Source organism: Corynebacterium singulare (assembly GCF_000833575.1).
Lineage (GTDB): Bacteria > Actinomycetota > Actinomycetes > Mycobacteriales > Mycobacteriaceae > Corynebacterium > Corynebacterium singulare.
This window is the reverse complement of record NZ_CP010827.1, coordinates 1,791,099-1,804,578: the sequence shown is the minus strand read 5'-3', so window position 1 is coordinate 1,804,578 and position 13,480 is coordinate 1,791,099. Positions and strand designations below refer to the sequence as shown.

13 protein-coding genes and 1 riboswitch are annotated in these 13,480 nt (G+C 62.4%); of the genes, 5 read left to right on the top strand and 8 right to left on the bottom strand.

Annotation, left to right across the window (positions count from 1 at the left end; genetic code table 11):
* Window positions 1–11: 11 nt before the first annotated feature.
* Together CSING_RS08415 and CSING_RS08410 are read right to left on the bottom strand one after the other, a co-directional pair.
* Window positions 12–680: a TetR/AcrR family transcriptional regulator gene (locus CSING_RS08415; protein WP_042531406.1), complete on the bottom strand. Its 669-nt coding sequence runs from the start codon at window positions 678–680 to the stop codon at window positions 12–14.
* A 23-nt stretch (window positions 681–703) separates the two neighbouring features.
* Entirely contained in the window at window positions 704–1,102 is a 399-nt protein-coding gene (locus tag CSING_RS08410; protein ID WP_042531404.1) for a cupin domain-containing protein, read from the bottom strand.
* A gap of 33 nt (window positions 1,103–1,135) precedes the next feature.
* Here CSING_RS08410 and rimM point away from each other — a divergent pair, with 33 nt between their 5' ends.
* From rimM to CSING_RS08385, 5 genes are all read left to right on the top strand, one after another.
* Entirely contained in the window at window positions 1,136–1,636 is a 501-nt protein-coding gene (gene rimM, locus CSING_RS08405) for a ribosome maturation factor RimM (RefSeq protein WP_042531402.1), read from the top strand.
* Window positions 1,633–2,493, top strand: coding sequence for a tRNA (guanosine(37)-N1)-methyltransferase TrmD (gene trmD, locus CSING_RS08400; protein WP_042531400.1), 861 nt, complete (start codon window positions 1,633–1,635; stop codon window positions 2,491–2,493). The genes rimM and trmD overlap by 4 nt, the downstream gene beginning before the upstream one ends.
* Window positions 2,477–2,845, top strand: a complete 369-nt coding sequence (locus CSING_RS08395) for a hypothetical protein (RefSeq protein ID WP_042531398.1) — start codon at window positions 2,477–2,479, stop codon at window positions 2,843–2,845. Before trmD ends, CSING_RS08395 begins: the two co-directional genes overlap by 17 nt.
* Window positions 2,846–2,883: 38 nt before the next feature.
* The gene (locus CSING_RS08390; RefSeq protein ID WP_042531397.1) at window positions 2,884–5,184 is read left to right on the top strand and encodes a Tex family protein; all 2,301 of its coding nucleotides are present in this window, start codon (window positions 2,884–2,886) and stop codon (window positions 5,182–5,184) included.
* A 362-nt stretch (window positions 5,185–5,546) separates the two neighbouring features.
* Window positions 5,547–7,622, top strand: a complete 2,076-nt coding sequence (locus CSING_RS08385) for a YhgE/Pip domain-containing protein (RefSeq protein ID WP_236683944.1) — start codon at window positions 5,547–5,549, stop codon at window positions 7,620–7,622.
* Here the strand turns inward: CSING_RS08385 and CSING_RS08380 are convergent.
* The 6 genes from CSING_RS08380 to thiC all read right to left on the bottom strand — a co-directional run bounded on the left by CSING_RS08380 (window position 7,619) and on the right by thiC (window position 13,280).
* The gene (locus tag CSING_RS08380) at window positions 7,619–8,683 is read right to left on the bottom strand and encodes a ThiF family adenylyltransferase (protein WP_042531394.1); all 1,065 of its coding nucleotides are present in this window, start codon (window positions 8,681–8,683) and stop codon (window positions 7,619–7,621) included. The genes CSING_RS08385 and CSING_RS08380 overlap by 4 nt on opposite strands.
* Window positions 8,684–8,715: 32 nt before the next feature.
* A complete protein-coding gene (locus tag CSING_RS08375; protein WP_042531392.1) occupies window positions 8,716–9,495 on the bottom strand; it encodes a thiazole synthase in 780 nt (259 codons plus the stop codon).
* Complete coding sequence (gene thiS / locus CSING_RS08370; protein ID WP_042531390.1) at window positions 9,496–9,693, bottom strand: sulfur carrier protein ThiS; 198 nt, start codon at window positions 9,691–9,693, stop codon at window positions 9,496–9,498.
* The gene (gene thiO, locus CSING_RS08365; protein ID WP_042531388.1) at window positions 9,690–10,835 is read right to left on the bottom strand and encodes a glycine oxidase ThiO; all 1,146 of its coding nucleotides are present in this window, start codon (window positions 10,833–10,835) and stop codon (window positions 9,690–9,692) included. Before thiO ends, thiS begins: the two co-directional genes overlap by 4 nt.
* Window positions 10,832–11,485 (bottom strand): thiamine phosphate synthase, encoded by a 654-nt coding sequence (locus CSING_RS08360; protein WP_042531386.1) that lies wholly within the window; start codon window positions 11,483–11,485, stop codon window positions 10,832–10,834. Before CSING_RS08360 ends, thiO begins: the two co-directional genes overlap by 4 nt.
* Complete coding sequence (thiC, locus tag CSING_RS08355) at window positions 11,478–13,280, bottom strand: phosphomethylpyrimidine synthase ThiC (protein WP_042531384.1); 1,803 nt, start codon at window positions 13,278–13,280, stop codon at window positions 11,478–11,480. The genes CSING_RS08360 and thiC overlap by 8 nt, the downstream gene beginning before the upstream one ends.
* A riboswitch (TPP riboswitch) is annotated at window positions 13,276–13,390 on the bottom strand. (Overlaps the previous gene by 5 nt.)
* Window positions 13,391–13,480: the final 90 nt, after the last annotated feature.

Sequence of the window (13,480 nt, the reverse complement as noted above, 5' to 3'; positions counted from 1 at the left end):
GCGGGGATTTTCTAATTCTTTGGATAGTTGAGGTAAGGATCCGAGGGGTTTTCGAACTCCAAGCCACGGATTGCGGCGGCGAAAACGGACGTCGCGATATCGCGCTTATGCTTATCTGACAGCGATGCTAGGTGGCCGCTTGTGCACAGGACTGTAAAGCCATGGACCGTAGACCATCCAGCGAGGCAGTTCTGCACCATGAACTCCCAGTCGGGCTCTTGGCCGATAGCCTGAGCGTATTGCCCCATGTAGTCATAAAAGTTGAACGCTGCTCGCACGCGCGGATCCTCGCCGGGGCCGTCGGTGGCGGCGGCGAGACCCGCGGGGATATCGAAACCACGGGATGCCATCATGCATTCGAAAAAGTTCTGCTCATCGTGGGCGTAGTCGAAGTAGGCAAAGGCAGCCGCCATCAGCTTGTCCACGATGGAGCCCTCGGTGTCTTGAAAAGCAGCGCTGAGGTTCTCGATGAGTTCGGCGGTGGCGATGTCCGTGACGGAGTCGAGAAGCGAGGATTGGTCTTTGAAGTGGCGGTAGGCTGCGGTGGGGGAGACTCCGACTGCACGGGTCGCGGCCCGGATAGTCACCGCCTGAGGCCCGCCCTCGCGGGCTAGAGTGATGGCCTCGCGGAGGATGGCCTCATGCAGGTTTCCGTGATGGTAAGGCTTAGGGTTGCTCACAATCTGATGATAATACTAATAGTCTAGACATTCGCGCTAGTGTTCGGTGTTAACATGGTGAGCAGCATGAGCGCTGGTTCCTTGTCGCACGTGACGGCGTGGGGGACGTAGGCTGGCAGGTGCACGATCCGTCCAGGGACCAGTTCTTCCTTATTATCTCCACATCTAAAGGCCACGGATCCTCGCACAACCTGGACAGTGATGGGGTGTGCTGCTTTATGGTCGGGAAGCTGGTGGCCGGGCAAAAAGGAAAAGAGGATGAGATTGGCGCCGTCTGCACTCAAGACTCTCTTGACCGCCGGCCGTGGGCGTTGAGGGTCTGGCTCAGGGGCCTCATCGAGCAGGTTGAGTGTGGTGAGAGCAGAGCCGGTGTGGGCGGCATCTCCAAAGGTGGTGAGGTCATTGATGGGAAGCTCAGTCATACCTTTCTAGGGTAGCCCGTTAAGCTAGCAGGCATGGAACTACTTATTGGTCGCGTGGTGAAGTCCCACGGCATTAAAGGCGAGGTCGCCGTCGAGGTGACTACTGATTCCCCCGAGGCGCGCTATACCGTCGGTGAGGTTCTGCATGGCAAGCAAGGCAAGAAGGAGCACGAGCTCACTATCGCTACGGTGCGTCCTCACAAGGGCCGTCTGCTCATCAGCTTTGACGAGATTCCAGATCGCACGACTGCGGATTCCCTGCGCGGCACGCAGTTCTTTGCCGCCCCCATCGAGGATCCGGACGATGATGGTTTCTACGATCATGAGCTTGAGGGGCTGCGCGTGATGCTGGATGGCCAGGATAGTGGGGAGGTTACTGGTGTGACCCATGGTCCGACTCAATCTCTGATCGAGGTGTCTCTGCACAGCGGTAAGAGCGCCCTTGTGCCTTTCGTGGAGGCGATTGTTCCCGAGGTCGATCTGGATGCCGGCACGTGCACCATCACCCCGCCGGAGGGGCTGCTCGACCTATGAGAATTGACGTTGTCACTATTTTCCCCGAGTACCTCGATCCGCTGCGCCATGCCTTGTTGGGCAAGGCCATTGAGCAGGGCGCCCTTGCCGTCGGCGTGCATGACCTGCGTCAGTGGGCCACGGACGTGCACAAGTCTGTCGACGATTCTCCCTACGGCGGCGGTCCCGGGATGGTCATGAAGCCCGAGGTGTGGGGCCCTGCGCTTGACGACGTCTCCTCCGGCACCGCCTCCACCCAGGACCTGGTGAGTGCGCTGCCGCACCTGAGCAAGCCGCGCCACGATGATATTCACGGTGTAGAGGCGCGCTCGTATGCAGAGGCCGGTGGCGAGGACAAGCCGCTGCTCATCGTGCCCACCCCGGCAGGGAAGCCTTTTACTCAGGAGGATGCTCAATCCTGGTCCGCAGAGGAACACATCGTGTTTGCCTGCGGGCGCTATGAAGGCATTGACCAGCGCGTCGTGGATGATGCCGCCAAGCGTTACCGTGTGCGGGAGGTGTCCATCGGTGATTATGTACTCATCGGTGGGGAAGTGGCTGTGTTGGTTATCGCGGAGGCCGTTGTGCGTCTCATCCCAGGTGTGCTGGGTAACCGGCGCTCCCACGAGGAAGATTCTTTCTCCGACGGCCTCTTGGAGGGGCCCAGCTATACCAAGCCTCGCGAGTGGCGCGGTTTGGCGGTGCCGGAGGTGCTGACCTCGGGCGACCATGCCAAGGTGGACCGGTGGCGTCGTGAGCAGTCCTTAGCCCGGACATGGGAGCGCAGGCCGGAACTGTTGGAAGCGGCTGAGTTGAGCACCGCCGATCGTGCATTTCTTGACGCCCTGAAGGAGGATAATCATGGACGTGAGCACTGACCTGTCGATTCTCATGACCGAGGCCGAATGGAAGAAGGTCTTGGCAGGTATGCCCGAGACACTGCGTGAAGGGGGCGTCGAGCCGCGTGACATTAATGCGGAGATTGTGTCTTTTACCTGCGAGCCAGACAATATTTTGGTCAATGAGTACATGGACAATAACGGGCACCCACCGGTGAGCGAGCACGTGTGGCGCGTTATCGTCAACGGTTCATCGGACCTGCCGCTGACGAAGGTGACCGCGGCCGTCGCGGACTGCTTGCCGGCGCACACCTTGTGGTACGGCACGTCTGAAATTGGCCATACGGAGTTTGGGCTAGGCACCGCCTGTGCGTGGCAAGGCGGGGTGTAGGTTAGGGAGGTCTTGTCCCCGACCCCAAAAGAGGTTTTGTGAACATCGCAGCCACCATCGCCGGCGAGCTGGGCGTCAAAGAACAGCACGTCGACGCCGCCCTCAAGCTCATGGCGGAGGGTAATACCGTTCCCTTTATCGCCCGATACCGCAAGGAGGCTACCGGCGGGCTGGATGATTCCCAGTTGCGCATCATCGAGGAGCGCTCCACGTACCTGCGCGAGCTGGAGGAGCGCAAAGAGACGGTCCTTGCGGCGATTGAGGAGCAGGGCAAGCTGACGGAGGAACTGCGCGCCCTCATTGCGGGGTGTGAGACGAAGGCTCGCCTGGAAGATCTGTACCTGCCCTATAAGAAGCGCCGAAAGACCAAAGCAGATATCGCGCGTGAGGCGGGGCTTGAGCCGCTGACGGACAAGCTCATTGAGAACCCCACGGCAGACCCAGCCGAGTTGGCGGGGGAGTATCTCACCGAAGGGTTTGAGGAGACCAAGAAAGCTTTGGACGGCGCGCGGGCAATCCTCGTGGACCGTTTCGCGCTTGACGCCGACCTAGTGGGTGAGGTGCGCGAGCGCATGTACACCACTGGCTCCATGAATGCCGGTGTGGTCGAGGGCAAGGAGGCCGAGGGCGCGAAGTTCAAGGACTACTTCAAGTTTTCCGAGCCCTTTGAGAAGCTGCCCTCGCACCGCATCCTGGCGCTCTTACGCGGTGAGAATGAAGGAGTGTTGCAGCTCACCCTCGATGCCGGTGATGATGCTGTATACGAGGGCCTGATCGCAGACCGATTCGACCTGGATACTTCCGCCTCGCGCTGGCTTGCCGATGCCGTCCACTGGGGCTGGCGCACCAAACTTTCCATCTCCTCGGGCCTTGATGTCCGCATGCGCCTCAAAGAGAAGGCCGAGGAAGGCGCACTCAAAGTCTTTGCCACGAACTTGCGCGATGTGCTGCTGGCTGCCCCGGCAGGGCAGCGCGCCACTTTGGGTTTGGATCCGGGCTACCGCAACGGCGTGAAGTGCGCGGTTGTGGACCCCACAGGAAAGGTCCTGGACACCACGATCGTCTACCCGCACCAGCCGCAGAAGAAGTGGGCTGAAGCGGTGAGGGAGTTGGCGTCGCTCAGCGCTGCCCATTCCGTCGATCTCATGGCCATCGGAAACGGCACCGCCTCACGCGAGACAGAAAAGCTCGCGGGAGAGGTTGCTGACCTCATCGCGCAAGCAGGTGGCACTCGCCCGAGTCCCGTGGTCGTGTCGGAGGCCGGCGCGTCCGTGTACTCAGCATCGCAGCTGGCTGCTGACGAATTCCCCGACATGGACGTCTCTCTGCGCGGCGCGGTGTCCATTGCGCGCCGCCTCCAGGACCCACTGGCGGAGCTCGTGAAGATTGACCCGAAGGCCATCGGTGTGGGGCAGTACCAGCACGATGTTAACCAGGTGGCGCTGGCCCGTACCCTCGACGGCGTGGTCGAGGATGCCGTCAACGGGGTTGGTGTGGATCTCAACACTGCCTCCGCGCCGTTGCTGGAGCGCGTGGCTGGCGTGAATTCCACGATTGCCGCCAACATTGTTGCCTACCGTGATGAGAACGGCACGTTTGCCTCGCGTAAGGAGCTCAAGAAGGTTCCGCGACTGGGACCGAAGGCTTTTGAACAGTCCGCCGGATTCCTGCGCATTAATGGCGGTAAGGATCCGCTCGATGCCTCGGCCGTGCACCCGGAGGCCTATCCGGTGGTGGCGCGCATTGCGGAGAAGACTGGGTTGGGTGTCGCGGAGCTCATTGGAAATTCGCGTGTGCTGACCAAGCTTGCACCGGCGGACTTTGCCGATGACACTTTCGGTGTTCCGACCGTCACGGACATCATCGCGGAGCTGGACAAACCAGGCCGTGACCCGCGCCCGGAGTTCAAGACAGCCACCTTCAAGGAAGGCGTGGACAAGGTTTCGGACTTGAAACCCGGCATGATTTTGGAGGGGACCGTCACCAATGTGGCGGCGTTTGGCGCGTTTATCGATGTCGGTGTACACCAGGATGGCCTCGTCCATGTGTCCGCCATGAGCCATAAGTTCGTCTCCGACCCGCATGAGGTCGTGCGCTCGGGCCAGGTGGTCAAGGTAAAAGTCATGGAGGTCGACGTGGAGCGCCAACGTATTGGGTTATCGTTGCGCCTCGACGATGAACCAGGGCAACCTGCTCCCAAGCGCCGCGGCGGCAACGGTGGCGGCCGTGGCAATTCCCAGAACCCGCGACGTGGCTCGAACCGCACGGGCGGCAGCCGTGGCCGCTCAGAACGCGGCGGTGGCTCGATGGCTGATGCCCTCAAGAAGGCGGGCTTTTAGCAGGATGGAGCCCTCGGCTAACCAAACGGTCGAGGGCGCGGGATCGCCGATGGTGCCCACTGGCCGCGATGCGTAGTTCACACTTCGCAACCGGAAGGGGGGAATAGAGGAAGCGAAAAGCTAATGCCCATAAGTTCACGTTAGTAACTCCACTAGTGGTATGTTTGTGGAAACAAATGACAGAGTGGCCTCGCTCACGCTTGGCCTTCCGGTAAAACTCCCTGGAAGGACGGCTACAAGCGGACCTAAACAATCACTTTGAGGAGGCAGGCATGGACCGTGAAATGGATTCGCGTCACGTGCACGGAGCGAATGGTGCTTCGCCAGTGAAGGGGGGCGAGGGAGCTGAGGGGAGCGAAGCGATGGGGTGGCACCGCGTTCTGGATTGGCGTCCCACGAGCACCTTATCGCGGGTGCTCATCGTCTTTCTTCTCGTGGCGCCCATCATCGTCGCCGGCACCATGATGTGGGCAATGTGGGATCCCTCCAAATACATGCGCAACATTGACTTGGCGGTGGTGAATGAAGATGTGGGCGTTGATAAGCAAGGAGAGTTCACCAACTACGGCGATCAGGTCGTAGAAGGCCTCATGGAAACGGAGTACCTCAACTTTGCGGAGGTCACTAAGGAAGACGGCGATGAGGGCCTCTTGAAGGGGAAGTACCTCATGGTGGTGACCATCCCCAAGAACTTCTCCGAGCAGGCGGTCACCATCATCAGCGATAAGCCCGTGAAACCGGAGATTCATTTCGCCACCAACGATTACTACGGCACGAATGGTTCGGTAATTTCTTCGAGCCTCATCCCGCAAGTGCAGACCAGTGTGGAAAACGCGATTTCTAAAAAATATGCGGATCAGGTCATTGAGGGGCTGAATAAACTTAGTGATGGGCTGGGGACAGCCGCTGAAGGAGCAGGACGTCTCGATGAAGGAGCAGGCAAACTGCAGGACGGAGGCGGGCGGGCTGTCGAAGGTATCGCGAAGCTCGATGCCGGTGCAGGGGATCTCAACGATGGAACCGGCCAGCTGGTGAACGGTACGACCCGCTTGAATGACGGCGTCGGGCGCCTTGGCGCCGGTGCCGCACAACTGGATGACGGTGCCGCTCAGCTTGCGGACGGTTCGGACAAGCTGCTTGCAGGAACCGGGCGCCTTGCTGATGGCGCGGGACAAATCGATGGGGGCGTCAACCAGCTCACCGGTATGCTTATCCCGCTGCTCAAGCAGGCCCAGATGGTGGTCCCGAGCTTGGTACAGCTTGTTGATGTCTTGCGTAGTCTCGGCATGGCTGAGCAAGCCGATCAGCTTTACTCGCTGGTGTCGGAATTGGATCCGGCGGCAAGCGGAAACATGGTGGCGCAACTCGAGAAGCTGGCAGAAGGCACCGGGCAGTTGTACTACAACCTGTCCGACCCGAACTCGGAATACCTCGGTGGTATGACCGCACTGAATGACGGTGCTCATCGGCTGGCTGGCGGAACAAAGGAACTACGTAGCGGTGTAGGTGAGCTGAGCAACGGTGCCGACCAGCTGCAGGATGGTGCTTCCCGCCTTCATGAGGGCACGGGCACGCTTAAGGACGGGACGAGCCAGCTCGCTGCTGGCGGAACCGAACTGAAGGATGGTATGGATCAGCTCAAAGCGGGGTCCAGCGAATTGGCCACCAAACTTGCTGACGGTGCCGCCAAGGCCCCATCCATTACCCAGCCGGACACGTCCGCTCGCAACATGGCCGTGCCCATCAACTTCACCTCCTCAAATGTGCACCCGGTACAGACCGTGATCAACCCGGTCGATCCGACGCAGAAGACCATCACAGGCGGTGCCTCCATGCTCTTCGTTCTGGTCTTCGGCTTCCTTGTCATGCTGCTCCTCGCGATGACGTTGCCGTACTACCTAGGGCGTCGCGGCCAGGTCGCTACCAGCCCGGTACGCGGTATCCTTGCAGCCTTCGGCGTGGTGACTGGGCTGAACTTCCTCGTGCTGGCCTTTATGGCTTTCATGTCCTCCACCATGGGGTGGGCTCCCGCAAGCTGGCCGATGATGATGCTGGTTATCGCAGCGATTGCTGCCGTGGGTGCTGCAACGTATCAGTTCTTCCTCGTGACCTTTGGTCGGAAGATTGGGGCCATTTTTGCGGTGGGCGCATTTGCACTAGGAGTCATGGTCTTCGGCGGAGTCTGGCCGGTGGCTGCGATTCCGCGCCCGCTGAGTGTGCTGCATCCGTTCCATCCGATGTCTTATGCGAAAAATGCGTTCACCCGCGCCACCGACGGCATCCACGACGGCACGTTCTGGGCCGGTATCGTAGTTCTGTTCATCGTGACCGCCCTGGCGCTGGTTGCATCGTGTGCGGTGTTCCGTGCCCGCCACCACGGCACTGCCCGCGTTCTGGATGAGCACCTTTTCCGCCCGAACGTTGTAGCAGGAGCCTAAAACATTGCGGGGTAGGCGGTGAGACCGCCGGGCAGGTTGCGCAGCTCAATTCCCATGTCAGCGGCTAGATCTGCGTAGCGCAGGGCGAATCCAGCGCTGCGTCCACCTGAGGGGCAGGCCACATAAACCAGTGCGGAGTCGCAGGACAACAGGGCGCCGCGGACGGAGTCATCGTCGGAGACGGTGTGCCAGGGCAGCGACACCGCGGGGGCTGGTGCGGTGGGGGTGTCGGAGATGTCGAGGAGGCAGGCGTGGCCGCTGCGAAGCTCAGGCGGTAGCGAAGGTTGGCCCGGAAGCGCGGTGACGAGTGCGCGGTCAGGGTCGGCACCCACCTGTAGTGTGCGAAAGCTGCCGGGAAGAGCCTCGTAGGACGTTACGCGTCCCACGAGCTCCGAGTGGTGCGGCAGCTGCGCGAGTGCGGCAATGGTGGCTGTGGCCATGATCCCAGCTATCACTGATGTCGTCGCTCCCAGTACGCCGGCGGTGGAGCATTCGAGCGCTTCGCCGTGGGGAGGCTCGGGGAAGAGATCACGCAGGCCCACGCCGCGGCCGTCGATGCAGTCTGTACCGGAGCGCCATAGCCCGGCCTGCCCACCATAACGAAGCACGGTTCCCCAGGCTAGCGGGGTGGAGGTGATTTCGCAGGCATCGGCGACGAGGTACTTCGTGTCGAAGGTATCAGAGCCGTCGAGAACGAGGTCGGCGTCGTCGCACAGGTCGAGGACGTTTGAGGCATCGAGGCGCTTCTTCAACGGGGTGATGGTGAGCTCGGGGTTGAGCTCACGGGCGCGGGCGGCAGCCACATCCGCCTTGGGCTTACCGACGTCTCCCGTACCAAACAGCACCTGCCTGTGCAGGTTGCTCATATCGACGGTGTCGGAATCGATGAGGGTGATGGTGCCGATTCCAGCCGCAGCCAGCTGTTGGAGGGCCGGGCAGCCGAGCCCTCCAGCGCCGACAATAAGGACGTGGGCGGCGTGCAGCCTCTCTTGGGCATCGTCGCCGAAGCCGGGCAGGATACGCTGGCGGGCGGTGCGGGCGCGTTCGGTATCGCTGAGCACTGAGACCTCCGTGTCGTCGTGGTGTGGTGCGACTACAAAACCTGGTCAGCCCAGTTCGCTAGACCGTCGAAGGTGGACGATGCTTGGGCATGTTCGCGCTGGGGGATGCGTCCAGCGCTGCGGGCGAGCCTGCCGGCCTCCACTGCGTGGCGCATCGCGGTGGCCATGGCTTCGGGGTCTTGGCAGCGGTTGACCGCGCTGGCAAGAAGAACACCGGAGCACCCCAGCTCCATGGCGAGGGTGGCGTCGGAGGCGGTTCCTATGCCGGCGTCGACAAGCACGGGCACCGACGCACGCGAGCAGATGAGCTCGAGGTTGTGTGGGTTGAGAATGCCCAGGCCGGTGCCGATTGGGGCGCCGAGCGGCATGACGGCCGCAGCCCCGGCATCCTCGAGGCGCTGCGCGGCTACGGGATCGTCGCTGGTGTAGGCCAACACAGTGAAACCATCGGACGCGAGGAGTTCTGTGGCGTCGAGGGTTTCGAGGACGTCGGGTAGCAGCGTGTGTTCGTCGGCGATGACCTCGACCTTGACCCACGAGGTGCCTAAGGCTTCGCGGGCCATGTTGGCGGTGAGCACAGCCTCGCGCGCGGTGCGACAGCCGGCGGTGTTGGGCAGCGGGGCGATGTTCAGTCGGCGCAATAAGTCGAAGACGCTCTCGCCGCTACTGGTGCCGGTGTGGCGCCGCATGGCTACAGTGGTGAGCTCCGTGCCGGAGGCAACCAGCGCGCGTTCCAAGGCATCGTGGCTGGTGGCACAGCCAGTGCCCATGATGAGGTGGGAGGAAAAAGTGGTATCAGCAATAGTGAGCATTTAGCCTCCTTGGACAGCAGTGAGGATTTCAACGACAGCGCCTTCCATGAGCTCAGTGGCTTCCCATCGCGAGCGCGGCACGACCTGCTCGGCGAGTGCGACGGCAGTGCCGTCGACGGCGATGCCTTTCTCATCCAGCAGCTCGGCGACGGTGGACGCTGAGGTGTCATAGGGTTGGCCGTTGAGGGTGAGGATCATGGTGTCTCCTTGAAGTGTCGCAAGGGCGAACAGGCGGTGAGATCGATGCTGGACTCGGCGTGCTCGATGAGCTCTCGTGTGCAGCGCGCTGCGAGGGCTGTGAGCAGGATGCCGTGGCGGAAATAACCGGTAGATACGACGAGCTTAGCGCCCACGCGTCCCAGGTAGGGCAGGTCATCCGGGGTGCCTGGGCGGGCACCTGCACTGGCCTCAAGGAATTCGCATTCCTCGACGGCAGGGAGAATACGTAGGGCATCGCGCAGCAAGGCATAAACTCCGCCGGCCTGGGCAGAAGTGAGCGAATCCTCCCGGGTCGTGGCACCGATGGCCAGAGTGCCATCGAAGCGAGGAATGAGGTAGACGGGACGGTCCTCCACGAAACCACGAACCACGCGGGTCAAAAGCGGCTGTAGGTGATCCGGCACCCGAAGGCGAAGGATGTCGCCGTACACTGGGCGCAACTGGAGGGGCATGCGGGCAAGTCCCGCGGACTCAGCCCAGTCGATGTCGCGCGCCCCGAGGCCAGCGGCGAGCACGACGTCGTCGGCCTGGAAGTCACCTACCGGGGTGGTGACGGCACCCGTGGAGGCATCGATAGCCTGGGCCGGCGTGCGAAACAGACGCACGCCCAGCGCTTGTGCGGCGCTGCCGAGGGCCTCCGCCCACTGGCGAGGAAAAACCTGTGTGTCGCCCGGAATACTCACTGCGCTGGCTAGACGCGGGGAGAGAAGCGGCTCGGAGCGGCGGGCCTCGCGCACCGTGATGCGCTCGACCTCCATGCCGTGGAGGGATTGATAATCGGCCAGGTCAGTGAGATGCTGCGCGTCTGCGCGATCAGCCGCGACGACAAGCGTGCCCTCCGCGCGGTAGCCCGTGGGCACATCCGTGTGAGCGGAAACGAGGTCAATGAGCTCTGGGTACCACGCACTCGAGGCGCGCATGAGAGGAAAAAGCGGATCTTGTTGGTAGACCACCTCGGCAGCGGGCGCGAGCATGCCGCCGGCATGGTGCGTGGCGCCCGAAGCTGGTGCTGGGTCGAGCACGGTGACCTCGTGGCCGCGGGCGGCTAGCTCCACGGCGGTGGCCAGACCCACCAACCCGGCTCCGATAACGATGACCGAGGAATCAGAGGCAGTACTCATCGTGCACCTTCGTCGAAGCCGGAAATCAGCGACCGGCAGTAGGCTTCCGGGTCGGTGGCGTGCATGATGCCGCGCACTACGGCCAGGCCAGCAACACCCGTGGCCGCGAGGTCGGCGGCATCATCAGCGGTGACATCCCCAATGGCCACGAGCGGGACACGGGACAGTTCGGCTAGTTCGGGATAGGCCTCAAGGCCCAGCGGCGCGCGGCCGGAATCTTTTGTCGGCGTCGCCCGGAACGGCCCGCAGCCGATGTAATCGATAAGGTCAGCTACCTGGTTGGCGTTCTCCACGAGCTCGCGGGTGCCCGTGGTGAGCCCAATGATGGCTTCCGGTCCCAGCACGGCTCGAGCCTGCGCCACGGGGAGATCATCCTGGCCAATATGGACACCATGAACCGGCTCGCCGTCGTGGCGCAGCGCGAGGGCGACGTCCACGCGGTCGTCGATAAGCACCTGCGTCTGAGGGTTGGCCGCTGCCACCGCGCGGGCGACCTCCTTACCCAACAGGTAGAGATCGCGCGCTGTAATCGGCTTTGAACGCACCTGCACCACCCCGGCTCCGCCCCGGGCTGCTGCCGCAGCGATGCGCACGACTTCCGCTGGGGAGTCCGCGGCGCCCGTGACGAAATAGCAGCGCAGATCAGGCATGCGCGGTGTCTTCCTTCTGGTAAAGCTGTGAGCCCTGGGCCTTGAACTCCGCCGACTTGCGCTCTTCGCCCGCGCGGGCGGCAGCAACCACGTCTGGGTCGACGGAAGCCTGGCCTGGGAAGCTGGGCATGCCGAGGGAATCGGAGAAGGTGTCGCGGATGTCCTGGCTGATGCGCATGGAACAGAACTTCGGCCCGCACATGGAACAGAAGTGGGCGGTCTTCGCTGGCTCCGCAGGCAGGGTCTCGTCGTGGTAAGCCTGTGCGGTATCCGGGTCCAAAGAGAGCGCGAACTGGTCGTGCCAGCGGAACTCAAAGCGGGCTTTGCTCATCGCGTCGTCCCAGGCGCGCGCCCCGGGGTGGCCTTTCGCCACGTCGGCAGCATGGGCGGCCAACTTGTAGGTAATGACACCGGTCTTGACGTCATCACGGTTGGGCAGGCCCAGGTGCTCCTTAGGGGTGACGTAGCACAGCATGGCTGTGCCACCCATGGCGATGTTCGCCGCACCAATGGCGGAGGTGATGTGGTCGTATCCCGGCGCGATGTCGGTGACCAGAGGGCCCAGCGTGTAGAAGGGGGCATCAGAAGCCCAATCCTGCTCCAGCTCGTTGTTTTCCTGAACCATGTTGAGCGGGACGTGACCGGGGCCTTCCACCATGACCTGGACGTCGTACTCCCAGGCGCGCCGGGTGAGCTCGCCGATGGTCTTGAGCTCCGCGAACTGGGCGGTGTCATTGGCATCGGCGAGGGAGCCCGGACGCAGGCCGTCGCCGAGTGAGAAGGCGACGTCGTAGCGCGCAAAAATCTCACAGAGCTCGTCGAAGTTCTCGTAGAGGAAGGACTCCTTGTGGTGCGCAAGGCACCAGCCCGCCATGATGGAGCCGCCACGAGAGACAATGCCCGTCACGCGCTCGGTGGTGAGCGGCACGTAGGGCAGCAGAACGCCGGCATGGATGGTCATGTAGTCCACTCCCTGCTCGCACTGCTCAATGACGGTATCGCGGAAGATCTCCCAGGTCAGGTCTTCTGCCACGCCGTTCACCTTCTCCAATGCCTGGTAGATGGGCACGGTGCCAATCGGGACGGGGGAGTTGCGGAGAATCCACTCGCGGGTGGTGTGGATGTCATCACCGGTGGAAAGGTCCATCACCGTGTCCGCGCCCCAGCGCGTGGCCCAGCGCAGCTTGGAGACTTCTTCGGCGATGGAGGACGTCACCGCGGAATTGCCGATGTTGGCGTTGATCTTGGTGAGGAACTTGCGGCCGATGATCATCGGCTCAGATTCCGGGTGGTTGACGTTGTTGGGCAGGATGGCACGTCCGCGCGCGATTTCGGAGCGGACGAATTCTGGGTCGCAGTGCTCGCGGAGTGCTACAAACTCCATTTCCTTGGTGATGATGCCCTGGCGTGCGTAATGCATTTGGGTGACGCGCTTGCCCTCCTTCGAGCGCAGCGGCTGTCGGCGCTCACCTTTCCATTCCTGAGAGGCGGCACCGCGGCGCTCGGCGGAGCGGCCATCATCGGCGAGGTTGCGGGCGCGGCCCTCGTACTCTTCGATGTCCCCACGCTCCGCGATCCACTCCGCGCGCAGCGCCGGGAGTCCTACCTCGGGCTCGCACTCTGGGCCGCGGGTGCGGTAGACGCGGAAGGGCTCGTTGGGCCCGGTGGGGGAATCATCCAGCTGGATTTCGGTCTCTGGGACCTCAAGGCCGTTCTCCCGAATGGGCGCGTAGGTGTGCTTGGGGTGGATCTCGCCGGAGTCAGAGTTCTGGGTTGGGTGATGGGTAGCCGTCATGGCTGCTCCTCTCTTCCTTCGCTGGTGCTAACCAGACAGGTTCGAACGGTGCAGGCGCGGTGTCAGCGCCACTCTCAGCCCACTTCCTGTGGGCACCCGTGGGGTATCAGTGCGTTACCCACCTTAGAATGCAAACAACATCCGTGTCAGGCGTTTGAAGCAATTTGTCCGGTGGGGATGGGATATGGAAAGATATCCCT

Coding starts and splice junctions, on each gene's coding strand:
- CSING_RS08410 (WP_042531404.1), bottom strand. CDS start 1,102: ATGACTGAGCTTCCCATCAATGACCTCACCACCTTTGGAGATGCCGCC.
- rimM (WP_042531402.1), top strand. CDS start 1,136: ATGGAACTACTTATTGGTCGCGTGGTGAAGTCCCACGGCATTAAAGGC.
- trmD (WP_042531400.1), top strand. CDS start 1,633: ATGAGAATTGACGTTGTCACTATTTTCCCCGAGTACCTCGATCCGCTG.
- CSING_RS08395 (WP_042531398.1), top strand. CDS start 2,477: ATGGACGTGAGCACTGACCTGTCGATTCTCATGACCGAGGCCGAATGG.
- CSING_RS08385 (WP_236683944.1), top strand. CDS start 5,547: ATGGGGTGGCACCGCGTTCTGGATTGGCGTCCCACGAGCACCTTATCG.
- CSING_RS08375 (WP_042531392.1), bottom strand. CDS start 9,495: ATGCTCACTATTGCTGATACCACTTTTTCCTCCCACCTCATCATGGGC.
- thiS (WP_042531390.1), bottom strand. CDS start 9,693: ATGATCCTCACCCTCAACGGCCAACCCTATGACACCTCAGCGTCCACC.
- thiO (WP_042531388.1), bottom strand. CDS start 10,835: ATGAGTACTGCCTCTGATTCCTCGGTCATCGTTATCGGAGCCGGGTTG.
- CSING_RS08360 (WP_042531386.1), bottom strand. CDS start 11,485: ATGCCTGATCTGCGCTGCTATTTCGTCACGGGCGCCGCGGACTCCCCA.
- thiC (WP_042531384.1), bottom strand. CDS start 13,280: ATGACGGCTACCCATCACCCAACCCAGAACTCTGACTCCGGCGAGATC.